Origin of the sequence: Burkholderia sp. Ax-1719, assembly GCF_011753055.1 — a bacterium.
Classification (GTDB): Bacteria; Pseudomonadota; Gammaproteobacteria; order Burkholderiales; family Burkholderiaceae; genus Paraburkholderia.
In genome coordinates, this window is the sequence record NZ_VWWJ01000002.1 from 473,917 (window position 1) to 489,458 (window position 15,542).

A 15,542-nucleotide genomic window follows, 5' to 3' on the forward strand; every position below is an offset into this window, starting at 1 on the left:
CTGACGCAGAGTATTGGTGCAGGGAGTGGCTTTCGGCAAGGTTCGATACATTGCGTCGGGGGTTTTGCGCGCTCCGCAAATCATGAACGCAAGGGCGTGAAGCCGTCGGCGCTCCAGTCTTCGCTGCCGACACCGTGATGGACAAAAAAGAGCCCTTGCGGATCGTAGCGATCCTTGGTGGTTTTGAGCCGCGCGTAGTTGACGCCCCAGAATGCTTCGCGCCAGTCTTCACGGAAGAAGTCCGTCTCCGAAACATAGGCGCCGCTTTGGGGCGCCAGCGCCTTGAGTAGCGCCGCAGCGCTTGCCACATTCCTGGCGTCGCGCTGCGCCTGCACCATGTCGGGTGGCGCAATGGGCAAGCCGCGATACGGTGGCGCGCCGCCGGTGGCAACAATCATCAAGGCAAAAGCATCGGCGACTTTCGGATTGGTCGCGCACTGACGCGCCAGAGCATTGACGTCTGGCGGCGCGCCAGCAAGTCCCTTGTTGAAATGCAGTTCAACGGTCTGAATCTGCGCCGCTGCAACCAGCGCATCGACCAGCCGACCGCGTTGCGCCGGTTCGAGCAGGGTCGCAGGCAGCCATTGCGATTCGTAGCCGTGAAGGAACAAGGACGTCTCGTCCTCATTACCCTGCCACCAGCCGTGCGTATGCGCGGCGCCGGGACGAGGGTCCGGCACCAGCGTCGGGTTGTTGTCGAGGTCCCACCAGTGCTGCGACGGCCCCGCGCCGATGCGCGGTCTTTCACTGAACGTGAAATCGGTTGGCGAAGCGTGGACCCAGTCGATGAACGGCGCCCAGGCCGCCTTCGCCTCGCGTGCGTCGAGCCCCTGACTCACCATCGACACTTCAATCCCGTAGGCGCTCAAGACGAACCGCTCGCCCCAATGCGGGTTGAAAAGATTGTCGGCGTAATGGTCGACCAGGCGTGCAACCAGACGCTTGCAGGCCTCTGGTGACGTGGCGCTGACTTTGAGCATCGCCCATCCAAAGTGGTCAGGCAGGGCATAAGTTTGCAGCGTGAGCCGAGTTACCACGCCAAAGCTGCCGCCACCGCCGCCTTTGAGCGCCCAGAAAAGATCCGGCTCCTGCGATGCGTTGACCGTGCGCACGACGCCATCGGCGGTGACGATTTCGGCCTGAAGCAAGCTTGCGGCCGCGAGGCCAAATTGCTTGGAGAACGTGCCGAAGCCACCACCGAGAATCAGTCCGGCCACGCCGACGGTCGTACAGCCGCCGCCCTGAACGTAACGTCCAGCCTCGGTGGTGACAGCGTTATAGACGTCGATCCACATGCAGCCTGCTTCCACCGTCACGGCCGGCACCGCGGGTGTCGTGCAGCCCACTGGCACGAACGCATCATGCAACTCGATGTGGTTCATTGCGCGCGTCCAGATCAACAGCGAGTCCGGCGCATTCGAACCGCCGAGATAACTGTGACCGCCGCCTTTCACCACGAGGCGCAAATTATGTTGACGGACGAAATTGACGCCCGCGACCACGTCGGCAGTCGAGCGGGCTTCTATGGCGTAAGCGCTGGCTTGCGGCGTCCACGCATCGAGCCAGCCGGAAATCTGCGTACCGCCTGGGTCGTCGCCCAGCGCAATCGGATTGCGTGCTTCCTTCAGTCTCGCAGGGCAATTCTGCGCCTGGGGTATTTGCGCGCAGGCCTGCCAGATCGTGGTTGGTCGCAAAAGCTTTGCGCCAACTGCCTGACTCAACGCATCCCATTCCGATGCTGGAGGCCACGCCGGATCCATTGGGCGCACTCGGGCTGCTCGTGTTGCAGCGGGAAGCACGCTGGCGAAGGTTGCGGCGCCCGCAAGGATCGGCAGGGCAGCAACGCCTTTCAGAACATCACGGCGGTTCATGACGTGTTGGTCCTTCATCAGGATCGAGGCATGCGGGTACGGGGCTTGCGGAATCGGCTGCCTCGAAACGCAGGCATCGCAGCCATTAATCATATTCAAGGAGAATGAAATGCGTACGCTATTGGGTGCTTTTGTATTCGCAGCTTGTTTGACTGGCGTGGCTCAACCGGCTTTGGCGGAGGGCTGCATGAAAGGGGCGGCGGCTGGCGGCGTGGTGGGGCATGTGGCCGGCCATCACGCGGTGGTTGGCGCAGCAGGCGGCTGCGCCATCGGTCATCATGAGGCCAAGAAGAAGGACAAAGCCGCCGCCGCGCAGGGGGCGAGTGGGGCTAAATAATCCGGTCAGGCTCACATTTGCCCGCGCCGAGAGCAAATCGAAACGATCTGGGATATTGCGGAAGGCTCCCTTGCGCCGGGGAGATTCTGCAAGATGCAGAGATGGTAATTTCTCTCGCGCGGCAACAGCATCTCGCCATTTTGATAGAGCGCGTAGCACGAGCGTCTGATGAGTTGCGAGGTCGCTTCATTGCGGCTGTCGCGCAAACTGCTGAGCAAACAATCCTCGTAGTTCGACTGCGAGTCGGCCAGTGCGCTGTGGGCGCTTGACAGGCACAACAAGCCAATTAAAGTCCGTAGAGCTAGCGCTTCAATTGGATTTTTTCTCATGGCGTTGATTCTGTCTTTAATCGATATCTGGAACGACTGGCGAACACTACGTTATTCGCCGATTTAATGCTTTGACGGTGGCTGGAGTGTTTCCGCTATAAAACAATTAAAAACCGCCGTGGGGAGTTTCCAGCCCCAAGCGAAGCGTTGCGCCTCGCGCAAGATAAACCTCTATTGACTTGCCGTTCCGGGTGTGGAGTGTTGCCAGCCGAAATTTTCGGCGAGAGGCCAGAAATCCTTGTCTGGTGGCGCTTTGAGCGTCTCCCAGCATGCATGAGGTGCCCCGAAAAAGGGCGATTCAACCCTCAAGATATCCCCCAGTAAGCAAAGTGATTCCATCTGGTTATCACAATAAAAATTTGTCACTTCTTTCAAAAAGCCACCTGGCCTGAATATCGATTCGCGCCAGGCCCCACCAGACTCACCGGGCATTCAGCGCTCCCCACCTCGCACGAACGCGACGTTCAACCTTGCCCGCGGAGATCCGCCATGAATGACGTTACGCTCAGCGCTGCCGCCGCCGTCCCCACTCCGGCGCGCCAGAGCCAGTTTCGCCTGATTGCCGCGTGCTCGATCGGCAATGCGCTCGAAATGTACGACTTCACCGTCTACAGTTTCTTTGCGCTGCTGATCGGCAGACTGTTCTTTCCCTCCGATAGCCCCTATGGTTCGCTGCTGCTCGCCGTGGCGACTTTCGGCATTGGCTTCGTAATGCGCCCGCTGGGCGGCGTCGTGATCGGCAGCTACGCCGACCGGCGCGGCCGCAAAGCCGCCATGACGCTCACCATTGCGTTGATGGTGGTCGGCACGCTCTGCATTGCGTTCGCGCCAACCTACGGGCAAGCCGGCGTGGCGGGCTCGCTTGTGCTGCTGGCGGGCCGACTTTTGCAGGGTTTTTCACTGGGCGGAGAGATTGGCGCTTCCACCTCCATGCTGATGGAGTCCGGCCCGGTCTCCCGGCGCGGTTTTCGCGTGAGCTGGCAACTGGGCAGCCAGGGGATTTCGGCGCTGCTGGGCGCGCTCACGGGCGCCACGCTCTACGCCACGATGGCGCCCGCCACGCTGGAAAGTTGGGGCTGGCGCCTGCCGTTCCTGGGTGGCCTGTTGATCGCGCCGGTGGGCCTGTATATCCGCTCCAAGCTCGATGAAACGCACGAAGCCGAACCCGACGCGCCCAGCCCACTGGGCACGCTCATGCGTGAGCATGGCGGCAAGGTGGTCAAGGGTATTCTCGCGGTCACGGCGGGTACGGTCGGTATGTATCTGGTGGTGTTCTTCATGCCGACCTACATGATCCGCGTGCTCAAGATGCCGCCTTCGCTGTCATTGCTCTCGGGCTGCGCCACAGGCATCACGATGCTGATCGCCTCGCTGGTTTCGGGCCGTCTCGCCGACCGTCTCTCGCGCCGCAAGCCGCTCGTGATGGCCGCACTCGTCTTTAACCTGCTGGCCGTGGTGCCCGCGTTCTGGCTCATGACGCGCTATCCCAGCGTGCCGCTCGTCCTGCTGCTTTCGGTGATCCTGACTGCGGCCTCGAATCTTGGCTCCACGCCCATGTTGCTCGTGCTGATGGAGATGTTGCCGACATCGGTGCGTGCGAGCGGGCTTTCCGTGATTTATAGCGTTGGCGTGACGGTGTTCGGCGGCAGCTCGCAGTTCATCGTCACCTGGTTGATTGCAAAAACCGGCAATCCGCTTGCTCCTGCGCTGTACATGCTCGCGTGCGGTGTCGTGACTCTGCTCGCGGTCTGGAGCATTCGCGAACGCCGTATCAGCTAAATAATCCATCGAGACACTCAAGGAGGAACCCCACATGAAGCGCGAACCCTCGCTCACGCCGTTCCAGCTTTTGCCCACGCTGCTGCCGGAAATCGAAATCGACGCCGAGGAGTTCGTCGGCATCAGACGGCAGATTCATTCGCAGCCCGAACTGGGTTTCGAAGTCGGAGCGACCGCGAAGCTGGTCGCAATGCTGCTGGAGAAATGGGGCTACGAGGTGCAAACGGGCATTGGCCGAAGTGGCGTAGTGGGGCAGTTGAAGGTGGGCGACGGCACGAGACGTCTGGGGATTCGCGCGGATATGGATGCGCTGCCCATCGTCGAGAACACCGGCCTGCCGTATGCCAGCCAGAACGCGGGCAAGATGCACGCCTGCGGCCACGACGGCCATACTGCGATCTTGCTGGCGGCGGCCAAGCGTCTTGCGCAGCAGCGTGATTTCAACGGCACGCTCAATCTGATCTTCCAGCCCGACGAAGAGAATCTGTGCGGCGCGAAGGCCATGATCGACGATGGCCTGTTCGAACGTTTCCCTTGCGATGCCGTGTATGGCCTGCACAACATGCCTGGCGTTCCTGCGGGCACCTTCCGCGTGCTGGAAGGATCAGTGAGTCTTTCGTCGGATGTGGCCGACGTTACGCTCAAAGGTGTGGGCGGACATGGGGCGATGCCGCATCGCGTGAAGGACCCCATCGTCGCAGCGGCGGCGATCGTCACCGCGTTGCAGACGGTGGTGGCGCGCAACGTCGCGCCTGACGATACGGCGGTTGTGTCGGTAGGTTTCATTCGCGGTGGGGCCACGCACAACGTGATTCCCGAAACAGTCACGCTAGGTTTGAATATTCGCGCGGCACGTCCGGAAACACGCGAACTGGTCGAGCAGCGCGTGCGCGAGCTTGTCACGTCAACGGCGCAAGCGCACGGCGTGGAGGCGCAGATCGATTATCGTCAGCTCACGCCGCCGATGGTCAACACGCCACAGGAAACGTTGCTTGCGCAACAGGTTTGCACTGAGCTGGTCGGCGCGGAAAACGTCGTCGTGCAGGCGCCGAAGGGCTTGAACGGCAGCGAAGACTTTGCGTGGATGCTCAGGGAGGTGCCGGGCTGCTATTTGCTGCTGGGCAATGGCGAAGGCGAGTTCGGCGGCTGCATGGTACACAACCCCGGTTATGATTTTAACGATCGTGTGTTACCGCTGGGCGCGGCGGCATGGGTGAGACTGGCGCAACGCTTCCTCGTAGCGTAACGAATCTGGGCGACAAACAATACAGTCCGCCAACAGGCGGCTTTCAGTAATAAGCGGTATTACGCAGGGCATGCCGATGCGCGGCGCTTAAGCTTCTCTTCAGCGAGGCTTCGCTAAGATCGGCATGCCGTTTTCGCGTAATGGAGTCAAACCCGCCATGAAGCCGCCGATTTTCGCCCAGCTGCACGCGGACCTTGCCGTTATCGCCCTCACGGCGATAGTCATTCAGGCAGCGGTATTTGTTGCGATCGAATGGTTGCGCGTACCACAGTACGATTTCGCCACGCCGGGTTTCCGATATGGCGTCATTGCCGTTGTGGCGCTGATGGTGCTGGTCGCGCGCCGGTTCGAGCGGCGTGCGACAAATCATCCGAATAATCCGCTCGACGCGATGGATTCACGCCCGCGCTATTGAGCGCATTCGGTGCACAGCCGTTTCAGAGCGTATTCTGCAAACTTGTTTCGTCGCTTTCGATGTGGTGGTCGACAAGACGACGGCCCTCGCTAAATCCTCCCATCAATGCCTCGGCTTCCGACGCGAAAACATGTTCCGTCGTGCGTTCGACCCGTACCGGACCGAATAACGTCTCACCCTTCGATTCATCTGATAAATCGTCAGGATGGCGATATAGTCGGTCGTCGTGGTGCGATTGTCCTGGGTGGGAAAGGCAGGGCATTGCGCTTCGACGCTGACGTCGATGGCATGGCCGCGATGCAAATAGAGGCGTTTCATACTGAGGCTCGGGTCGCCGAAGAATACGGCGTGTTGCGCAGGCCTCGATTATGCTCGCATGCAACTTAGGAAACGCTTAAGAAATCACGCCGGGGCCTGAAAACAGATCCCGGCGCGTTTGCATCAAGCGGCAGCTTGTGCGAGTTTGATTGCCGCGCCAGGCGGCTGGCCGGTCTGTTGACGTGAGCGGCCCGAACTCAAATACGCAGCAATAGAATCCTGCGTGATTTCGCCAATATAGGCGCCTTCCGCGTCCAGAACCGGCATCCACGAAGCGCTGAACTGGTACATCTTCGACAGCACCACGCGCAGGTTGTCTTCTGCGGATACATTGACCGGGAAGGGCGTCACGCGATCGCCACACACGCCGTCGCCCGCGCGCGCCGCGCGGCGCGTCACGAAGCCGAGCGCATGGCCCGCTTCGTCGAGCACCGTCAGGTAGCGATTATCCGTTTCATCCATCACGGAGAACGCATGCGTGAGGGGCGTATCTACGCGCGCCGTCTCCGGCTGCGTGGCGGCGTCGCCTGCCTTCACAAGCAGCAGGCGCTTGAGCGTGCTGTCCTGGCCCACGAACTGCGCGACGAATTCGTCGCGCGGGCGGGCAAGCAGTGTATCGGGGTGATCGTATTGCACGAGCTGGCCGCGACGGAATACGGCAATGCGGTCGCCCAGCTTGATCGCCTCGTCGATGTCGTGGCTCACCATGATCACGGTCTTCTTCAACTGGCGCTGCATCTGGAAGAATTCGTTCTGGATGGTCTCCCGATTGATCGGGTCCACCGCGCCAAACGGTTCGTCCATCAGCAGCACGGGCGGATCGGCGGCAAGCGCGCGAATCACGCCAATACGCTGCTGCTGGCCGCCCGAAAGTTCACGCGGATAGCGTTTCAAATACTGCTTCGGATCGAGCGCCACCATCGACATCAGTTCTTTGGCGCGCTCCGCGCAGCGCTTCTTGTCCCAACCCAGCAGACGCGGCACCACCGTGATGTTTTCCTCGATCGTCATATTCGGGAACAGACCGATCTGCTGGATCACATAGCCGATGTGTCGGCGCAGATCCACTTCATTGAGGCCGGTGGTGTCCTCGCCATTGATCAGCACGCGGCCCGACGTGGGCTCGATCAGCCGGTTGATCATCTTGAGCGTGGTGGTCTTGCCGCAGCCCGAAGGGCCGAGAAACACGCATATTTCCCCTTCCTGCACCGAAAGGCTCACTGCATCGACCGCCTTGACAGGCTGGCCGTCCTTTTGCGTGAAGGTCTTGGTCAGTTGGTCGAGTTCGATCATGTCTTCTGTACTCCTTTCGGTGTCAATGCGCGCTGCAGAATCTGCAGGAACAGGTCCGCAACGATGGCGAGGATGCTCACGAGCACCGCGCCTACCAGCAACTTCATCATGCTGCTCTGGCCAATCGCACGCAGGATCAGCGTGCCCAGACCGCCTGCGCCAATGACGGCGGCAATCGTCATCACGCCGATATTCATTACAACCGCGGTACGCACCCCAGCGAGAATCACGGGCACCGCGAGCGGCAGGTCAACCAGACGCAGACGCTGCCACGACGTCATGCCGATGCCTGTGCCGGCCTCCTTGATGCCCGCATCGACGTTATGCAGCGCGAGGTACGTGTTGCGCATGATAGGCAACAGCGAATAGAGGAACACGGCTGTAATTGCAGGCACCGCGCCGATCCCCTGGCCAAAGCGCGAAAAGAACGGAATCATCAGCCCGAACAGCGCGATGGACGGCAGCGTGAGCACAATGGTTGCGACGCCTAGCAGCGGCCCGGCGAGCCACTGGTGACGATTGATGAGCACGCCAAGCGGCACACCTACGATGATTGCGCAACCCACGGCAATGCCGACGAGGTAGATATGCTGCAAGGTGAGTTGCAACAGGTCGGGCCAGCTCGAAGCGAGATAGTCGAAAACGCTCATACGGTCTCCTTCAAGGCAGAGGATGTGCGCGCAGGAAATCCTGCGCCACTTCGCGTGGCGGCTTGCCGTCGAGGTCCACGGCCTTGTTCATGTCCTGCATCACTTCGTTGTTGAGCGCAGCGGACAGCGCATTGAGCTGCGCCGCAAGCTTTGGATTCTGGTCCAGCGCGCTCTTGCGTACGACCGGCACGGCGTTATAAGGCGGGAAGAAGTGCTTGTCGTCGTCGAGCGGAACGATGCCGAAGCCCTTCACGCGCCCATCGGTGGTGTAGACCAGGCCAATCTTCAACTGGTTGTTATGCAGCGCGGTGTAGACGAGGCCTGGGTCCATCTGCTTCATCTGCGAGCGCTTGAAATGCATGCCGTAGGTGTCGAGCAGCGGCTTGAGGCCATCGGGACGATTGGCGAATTCGGCGTCCATGCCGAACACCACATGCTTCGCATCGGGGTTCGTCTTCAGGTAATCGGCCAGTTGTGAAACCGTCTTGATGCCCGAAGTCTCTGCAAACTGGCTCGGCAACCCTAGCGCATAGGTGTCGTTGAGCGACGACGCATTGAGCCACACAAGACCACGCGGCGCGTCGAGCGCCTTTACGCGCTGATACATCTCTTCTGGGCCGAGCTTGTCGGTGATCTTGTCGTAGACCAGCGCGGCGGTGCCGGTGTAATCCCACACGAGATCGAACTGGCCGTTTTCCAGCGCGCTGCGCATGAGCGTGCTGCCCAGGCCCGATCGCACTTCCACGTCATAGCCGCGCGAACGCAGATACTGCGCGGTGACTTCGGCCAGCACGTATTGCTCGGTGAAGTTCTTCGCACCCAGCACGATCTTGGCGGCGAAGGCACTGCTGCTTGCGACGGCGCAGAATACGCCAATCGCGCAAACACTGGCGAAACGTCGAATCGTTCTACGAAACATCATACGACGCCCCCATGACGAAGGAGCCACTGACGGCTGCTGGTTGCAACGATACCGTCGAGCACGAGCGCCAGAATGGCGGTGAAGGCGGCGCCCAGCAACAGCAGCGGTTCATTGTCGAGATAGATGCCGGGGAAGATCAGCGAGCCCAGGCTATCTGCGCCAATCAGGTAAGCCAGCGGCGCGGTGCCTACGTTGATGGCGAGCGCAGTGCGGATCCCGCCTACGATGATCGGCAGCGCATTGGGCAGTTCCACCCGCGTGAGGGATTGCCAGCCCGTCATGCCGATGCCTTTGGCGGCCTCGCGCAGCGACGCAGGCACGTTCTTCACGCCTTCGTAGCTATTACGCGTAATCGGCAGCAGGGAAGCGAGAAACAGCGCGACGATGGCCGGAATATTGCCGATGCCGAAGATGCCCAGCGCAATCGCCAGTACGGCCAGCGAGGGAATCGTATTGCCGATATTGAATATCTGCATGAAGCGCTCGGCCTGGCGCTGGAAACGCGGCCGGCTCAGCAGCACCCCGGCAGGCACGCCGACAAGGATGGCCAGTACCATCGAATAGCCGACCAGCAGCATATGCTGGCCCGCGTAATAAGCGAGATCTCCCGCATGATTGCGGAAAGTTTCGGCGCCAATACCGCGGGCCAGAGCCCAGGCAATGACGGCGATGGCGATCAGGCTGCCCACAAGCTGGACAGTGCGTCGATTCATGAAGATACGCCTCCTCAAACCCGATGCAGCGCGTAAAAAAGACGACACGCTGCGATGACGCCAGATGGCGTCGCGAATGGAAGTTCGTGATCCCGGCAAGGCCGCGATTGAACTGACGGAAACAGTCCGTACCAGCCGCAAATGCACGCGGCCAGCAGTCGATTGAACGCGTTAGAGCGTTCGTCTGGTTGTCATGTTCAGCCAGGCGTAGCGAAAAGCGTGCCTGGGCAAGGCGTCGTCCTTATAAAGACGACATGAGTGCGGTGGAAACCGATGCTAGACCGGATATCAAAGCCGCTGGAGCCGGAGACCCCTTTGAGGTGGCGAAACGGATGCGCCCGTGAACGCGCTAGAGAAGCGCGAACTTGCATTCCGTTCCGCACAAGATCGTGCGTTTTGTAATGAAGTTGAACCGAGTATAGAGCAATCAATAAAGCGCGTCTACCATAGGGATCGATCATAATGAATTGCAATCGATTGAAATATGCCTATAAAAGCGTCACATTGCGTCAGATCGGGTAATTAATAGGGATAGCGAAATAATTGGTGGGCGTATGATTTTCCGGATTTCACATTTCATCGGAGAATTGGCCGTTGCAAAAGAAAAAAGGCGGTGCGCCGAAATGTAGCACCGCCTTTTCTGCCAACTATGCGCCGATTCAGCTAGCGCAGCCCACCAGTCAGATTTCGCCACCGGGTACGATCGGCATGCCGGGGGCGAAGCGTTCGAGTGAGAACGGAGCGAGATCCACGCCCGCATCGCGACCGATGGCAATATCGGCAGCAGCGCGTCCCGCAGCCGGTCCGATGCCGAAGCCGTGGCCCGAAAATCCCGTTGCAACGGTCAAACCAGGAACCGTTGCGCACGCACCGATATACGGAATGATGTCGGGCGTGACGTCCATATAGCAGGCCCATTCCTGCACGATCTGCGCGTCCTTGAAGGCAGGGAAAAGCCGCGACATGCTGGCCATCGCGGCCGCCACACCACGCTGCGAGGGCGCGGGGTCCATCGTGCGTGTGCGCTCGAACGGGCTGCGCTCGTTGGCGTTCCAGCCCGGACGATCGCGAAACTCACGAAGCGCGGCGGCATCGAAGCGCGGACGAATCGAGCGCCAGCTTTGCTTGAGCAATGGCGTGTATTCGCGCAGAAAGCGCAAGCCGTCGGGGCTGACCGGCGTATAGCGATGACCGCTGTAGCCGATGGTATAACCGCCGTCCAGGCGCTTGCGGTAGCCGATATCGCCGAGCCAGCCGCAAGTGGGCGGCCCGTTCTCGACAGGCGACGTGCGTAGCACGGTACCCAGCACTTTCAATTGCGGCAGGCGGATGCCCTCATGCGCGCAGAAGAGGCTGGACCACGCGCCGCCCGCGAGAATCACGGCATCGCAGGCAATCCGGCCACGGCTCGTCACGACGCCAGAAACACGCCCCGCAGAACGTTCGAGTGCGCGCACTGAGCAATGCGCCACGATGGTCGCGCCGCGCGCCTGTGCTGCGCGGGCGAGGGCGGGTGCGGCGCGCTGAGGTTCGGCGCGACCATCGGTCGGCACGAACAGGCCCGCGCGAAACGTGCGCGACGCACCAGGCAAGAGCTTTGCGAGATCCGCGCCGCGCAGCATTTGCGCGCCGGTGTCGTAAGCAGCGGCATCGCTGAACCACTGCTGAAAACCCGCCTCGTCTTCTTCCGATTCGCCGATATATAGCACGCCGCATTCGCGATAGCCCACATCGGCGCCCACTTTATCGGCCATCGCGCGCCAATGGCGCATGCTTTCGGTGATGAGCGGCATCTCGCGCATATCGCGGCCCGCCTGGCGGCACCAGCCCCAGTTGCGGCTCGATTGTTCGCCGGCGACATAACCCTTCTCGCAGAGCACGACGCTCACGCCCTGCGAAGCAAGATGCCACGCCGCCGATACGCCGATGATGCCTCCGCCGACGATCACGACATCCGCGCGCGCAGGCAGCGATTCAGCCGAAGGTACGGCGTCCACATACGGTCCCATCCTGTTTTTCCTTTTTTGCGGGCGGCGCGCAGATGATGCGCACCGCCGTGTTTTTTTGCTGGAGCGGGGCAGTATACGGTGAGGACGCCGTGAATAAGGACTCAGTGCGCAACTTCGGGCGCGACGGCGCGGCGCGCCATGCCCCAGTAGAACAGCGCGGCGCAGCCCGCGATTGCGCCGCCGATCACGAAGGCAAGCGTGTACGAGCCAGTGCGATCGACGATGAAGCCCGCAACAACCGGTGAGAATGCTCCGCCAAAATAGCCGCCAAAATTCTGGATCGCACTGACCGATGCGATCATCGAGCGCGGTGCGATATCGCCCGCAAGCGCCCACGCGTTGCCGATGGTTGCCGCAATGCAGGCAAGGCCTAGCGTCATCAGCGTAATCGTCGCACCGATCGTATGCACGAAGGGAAGCGCGATGGCGCAGAGCGCCGCGCCCAGCGAGCAGATCACGATCAACACGCGCTTGGCGACCATCGGCGAGGCGACGCCGCGATCCACCAGTTTCGCGGCGATAAAGCCCGCGAGGATCTCGCCCGCCGCGCCGCCGAACCACGGAATGCTCGCGTAGAACCCGAGTTGCACGAGCGAGATATGAAAGCGGTCAATCAGATAAAGCGGCAGAAACACGAGGAAAAGATTCCATAGCCAGATCGCGCAGAAATAGCCGAGTATCATGCCCCACACGCTTTGCGAGGCAAACAGCGCACGCCATTTGATTGGCGCGTTTGCTAGCGAGTGTTCGCGCCCGCCGCCGCCCGCTTCGATATAGGCGAATTCCTCGCGTGACAGACGCTGGCTTTGCGCGGGATTGCGATAGAGCAGCAGAAACAGCGCGGCAAATACGATGCCGAGCAGGCCCGTCACATGAAAGAGCGAGCGCCAGCCGAATGAGATCATCAGCGCCACCAGCACGGCAGGCGCGAGCGCAGGGCCCCATTTCGACGACGAATCCCAGATGCCGGTGGCAAAGCCGCGCTCCTTGGCGGGAAACCATGCGGCGGTGATTTTGGCCGAGGTGGGCCAGCACGGCGCTTCGCCCACGGCCAGCAACACGCGCATGACCACCAGCCCCGCGACCGAGCCGACTACGCCAGTGAGGAGTGTGGCCACGCTCCACCAGATCATGCCGATCGCGTAGACACGTTTCGCACCAAAGCGGTCGATGATCCAGCCGGCAGGCAATTGCATGACCGCGTAAGTCCACGAAAACACCGTGCCGAGCAAACCGATCTGCGTGCGCGTGAGGCCAAGATCGTGAATCATGCCGGGCGCGGCAATCGCCAGATTCGCACGGTCCAGATAGTTGATGATGCCGCCGATCAACAGCCACGTCAGCACATGCCAGCGGAAGTTGGCGCGTGTAGTGGTGGGGGCAGCGGCAGCGTTCGCAACAAGCTTGTCGTCCATCTCGTCTCCTGGTTCTTTGTGTATTCGCCCAGAGTGTGGGAAATGCATGCTTACGACGGTTTCCTGCGTTCGCTCCATTCTGCGCCTTTGTTGTCGAGGCGAAAAGCAGGGTGGTAAATCTCGTTGTGAGGGAGAGGGATTTCGTAACGGGAGACCAAAATATAAACAGGATGACGAATTAAATTAGACGAAAGTATTAATGAGGTTGATTCATGAAAGCATGCCGATCCAGCGCCTTTATCCCGTGCCGTATCTGGTTTCTAATGCGATCTGGACGTCGCAACGACGCGCAGTCATTCTGGAGTTAGAGCAGATGGAATATCGCAATCTGGGCCGCAGCGGCCTGAAAGTCTCGCCCTTGTGCCTCGGCGCCATGATGTTCGGCGGCGAAACTGACGAGGCCACCTCGAAGCGCATCATCGATAAGGCCTTCGAGCAAGGCGTGAATTTCATCGACACCGCTGATGTCTATCATGCTGGCCGTTCAGAGGAAATCGTGGGCCGCGCCATCGCCGCGCACCGCGACGACTGGGTCGTGGCGACCAAGTTCGGCTACCCCGCGGGTCCCGCGCAAGGCCCAAACCGCCAGGGGCAATCGCGTAAATGGATTTTCCAGAGCGTCGAAGAAAGTCTCAAGCGATTGGGCACCGACTATATCGACGTGCTTTATTTTCATCGCGCGCTGCCCGATTTGCCGCTGGAGGAGAGCGTGCGCGCCGTGGGCGATCTGATCCGCCAGGGCAAGGTCCGCTATTTCGGGCTATCGAATTTCCGTGGCTGGCGCATTGCCGAAGTCGCCCGCATTGCCGATCAACTGGGCATCGACCGCCCGGTTGCAAGCGAGCCGCTCTACAACATCGTGGATCGCAGCGCCGAAGTCGAGCAACTACCCGCCGCCGCGCACTATGGGCTGGGCGTCGTGCCATATAGCCCGCTGGCTCGCGGCGTGCTCACCGGCAAATACACGCCCGATGCGCCGCCGCCCGCCGATAGCCGTGCGGGACGGGGTGACCGCCGTATCCAGCAAACCGAGTGGCGCACCGAGTCGCTGCATATCGCGCAACGCATTGCCGACCATGCCACGCAACGCGGCACGAACGCGATTGCGTTCGCGCTGGCGTGGGTGCTCAACAATCGCATCGTGAGTTCGACGATCGCCGGGCCGCGCACCGAGGCGCATTGGGACAGCTATATGCAGGCGCTCGACCTGAAGTTGAATGCGGACGACGAGCGCTTTATCGACAGCCTCGTGCCGCCCGGTCACGCATCGACGCCGGGTTATACGGATCCGAACTACCCGGTCGAAGGACGCGTGGCTTTCTGATCCCGCCTCAAACCTTCCCGCGATAACGCAACGCATCGATCACCAGCCCGAGCGCGCGCGACGATTGTCGGCGGCTCGGGTAATACGCGTGATAGCCGGGAAACAGCGGGCACCAGTCCTTGAGCACGCTTTTCAGTTCGCCCGCGCGGATATAAGGCAGTGCAACGTCTTCGGGCATGAAAGCCAGGCCGAAGCCGCCCAGCGCGGCGTTGAGCATCTGCGGGACGGTATTGAAGATAAGCTGACCGTCCACGCGTACCTGCAGATCGTGATCATCCTTCTTCAGTTCCCACGCATAGAGACCGCCCGCGCTAGTCAGACGCAGCGAAATGCAGTCGTGCTGAAGCAGATCCTGCGGCGATTTCGGCGCTTTCTTTTTCGTGAGGTACGCGGGCGAGGCGACGATTGCCATCTTCAGATCGGGCGCGATGCGTACGGCGATCATGTCTTTCGCGACCTGATCGCCGGTACGCACACCAATATCGAAGCGGTCGGCCACAATATCGCGCAGCCCGTAATCCACGCTGATTTCCACCTTGATATCCGGATACGCGGGCAGAAAATCCTTGAGCTTCGGCCAGATCACCGTATCGACGGTATGGTCGGTGGCCGTGATGCGGATCGTGCCCGCGGGCTTGTCGCGTAGATCGGCGAGCGCCGCGAGTTCGGTGTCGATCTGCTCGAAGCGCGGCGCAATCGCCTGAAACAGGCGCTCGCCCGCTTCCGTGGTGGAGACGCTGCGCGTGGTGCGTGTCAGCAGGCGCAGTCCGAGACGCGTTTCCAGCGCGCGTATCGTGTGACTGAGCGCCGATTGCGACACGCCCAGTTGCGCGGCCGCGCGCGTGAAACTGCGTTCGCGCGCGACGGCGAGAAAGGCCAGCAGGTCGTTGAAATTTTCGCGCGCCATGTGTAACCCGAATG

Annotated in this window: 14 protein-coding genes; 5 read left to right on the plus strand and 9 right to left on the minus strand. The window is 60.9% G+C overall.

Annotation, left to right across the window (positions count from 1 at the left end; genetic code table 11):
- Positions 1-80 precede the first annotated feature (80 nt).
- Positions 81-1,694 carry an FAD-binding oxidoreductase gene (locus tag F3J17_RS07155; protein WP_240160838.1) on the minus strand — a complete coding sequence of 538 codons (1,614 nt, stop codon included), beginning with the start codon at positions 1,692-1,694 and terminating at the stop codon, positions 81-83.
- A gap of 286 nt (positions 1,695-1,980) precedes the next feature.
- On the opposite strand from F3J17_RS07155, the gene F3J17_RS07160 reads away from it, so the two are divergent.
- Positions 1,981-2,208 (plus strand): hypothetical protein, encoded by a 228-nt coding sequence (locus F3J17_RS07160; RefSeq protein WP_167055295.1) that lies wholly within the window; start codon positions 1,981-1,983, stop codon positions 2,206-2,208.
- An 11-nt stretch (positions 2,209-2,219) separates the two neighbouring features.
- Here the strand turns inward: F3J17_RS07160 and F3J17_RS36555 are convergent, their stop codons facing one another.
- The gene (locus F3J17_RS36555) at positions 2,220-2,537 is read right to left on the minus strand and encodes a VF_A0006 family four-cysteine protein (protein ID WP_240160839.1); all 318 of its coding nucleotides are present in this window, start codon (positions 2,535-2,537) and stop codon (positions 2,220-2,222) included.
- Between the two features lie 489 nt (positions 2,538-3,026).
- Here F3J17_RS36555 and F3J17_RS07165 point away from each other — a divergent pair, with 489 nt between their 5' ends.
- The 3 genes from F3J17_RS07165 (at position 3,027) to F3J17_RS07175 (ending at position 5,977) form a co-directional block, all read left to right on the plus strand.
- The gene (locus tag F3J17_RS07165) at positions 3,027-4,316 is read left to right on the plus strand and encodes an MFS transporter (protein WP_167055298.1); all 1,290 of its coding nucleotides are present in this window, start codon (positions 3,027-3,029) and stop codon (positions 4,314-4,316) included.
- A gap of 34 nt (positions 4,317-4,350) precedes the next feature.
- Positions 4,351-5,562, plus strand: coding sequence for a M20 aminoacylase family protein (locus F3J17_RS07170; RefSeq protein WP_167055301.1), 1,212 nt, complete (start codon positions 4,351-4,353; stop codon positions 5,560-5,562).
- A gap of 157 nt (positions 5,563-5,719) precedes the next feature.
- A complete protein-coding gene (locus tag F3J17_RS07175) occupies positions 5,720-5,977 on the plus strand; it encodes a hypothetical protein (RefSeq protein WP_167055305.1) in 258 nt (85 codons plus the stop codon).
- A gap of 441 nt (positions 5,978-6,418) precedes the next feature.
- Here F3J17_RS07175 and F3J17_RS07180 read toward each other — a convergent pair whose 3' ends face one another.
- The 6 genes from F3J17_RS07180 to F3J17_RS07205 all read right to left on the minus strand — a co-directional run bounded on the left by F3J17_RS07180 (position 6,419) and on the right by F3J17_RS07205 (position 13,297).
- Positions 6,419-7,588: an ABC transporter ATP-binding protein gene (locus tag F3J17_RS07180; protein ID WP_167055308.1), complete on the minus strand. Its 1,170-nt coding sequence runs from the start codon at positions 7,586-7,588 to the stop codon at positions 6,419-6,421.
- On the minus strand, positions 7,585-8,238 hold the full coding sequence (locus tag F3J17_RS07185) for an ABC transporter permease (protein WP_167055311.1): 654 nt from the start codon (positions 8,236-8,238) through the stop codon (positions 7,585-7,587). The genes F3J17_RS07180 and F3J17_RS07185 overlap by 4 nt, the downstream gene beginning before the upstream one ends.
- Before the next feature lie 10 nt (positions 8,239-8,248).
- Positions 8,249-9,160 (minus strand): glycine betaine ABC transporter substrate-binding protein, encoded by a 912-nt coding sequence (locus F3J17_RS07190; RefSeq protein ID WP_167055314.1) that lies wholly within the window; start codon positions 9,158-9,160, stop codon positions 8,249-8,251.
- Entirely contained in the window at positions 9,157-9,873 is a 717-nt protein-coding gene (locus tag F3J17_RS07195; RefSeq protein ID WP_167055316.1) for an ABC transporter permease, read from the minus strand. The genes F3J17_RS07190 and F3J17_RS07195 overlap by 4 nt, the downstream gene beginning before the upstream one ends.
- Positions 9,874-10,553: 680 nt before the next feature.
- Positions 10,554-11,882, minus strand: a complete 1,329-nt coding sequence (locus F3J17_RS07200) for an FAD-binding oxidoreductase (RefSeq protein ID WP_167055319.1) — start codon at positions 11,880-11,882, stop codon at positions 10,554-10,556.
- Between the two features lie 101 nt (positions 11,883-11,983).
- Positions 11,984-13,297 (minus strand): MFS transporter, encoded by a 1,314-nt coding sequence (locus F3J17_RS07205; RefSeq protein WP_167055322.1) that lies wholly within the window; start codon positions 13,295-13,297, stop codon positions 11,984-11,986.
- Positions 13,298-13,610: 313 nt separating this feature from the next.
- Between F3J17_RS07205 and F3J17_RS07210 the strand changes: the two genes are divergently transcribed.
- On the plus strand, positions 13,611-14,621 hold the full coding sequence (locus tag F3J17_RS07210; protein ID WP_167055588.1) for an aldo/keto reductase: 1,011 nt from the start codon (positions 13,611-13,613) through the stop codon (positions 14,619-14,621).
- A gap of 7 nt (positions 14,622-14,628) precedes the next feature.
- Here F3J17_RS07210 and F3J17_RS07215 read toward each other — a convergent pair whose 3' ends face one another.
- Positions 14,629-15,528 carry a LysR family transcriptional regulator gene (locus tag F3J17_RS07215; RefSeq protein ID WP_167055324.1) on the minus strand — a complete coding sequence of 300 codons (900 nt, stop codon included), beginning with the start codon at positions 15,526-15,528 and terminating at the stop codon, positions 14,629-14,631.
- Between the last annotated feature and the right edge of the window lie 14 nt (positions 15,529-15,542).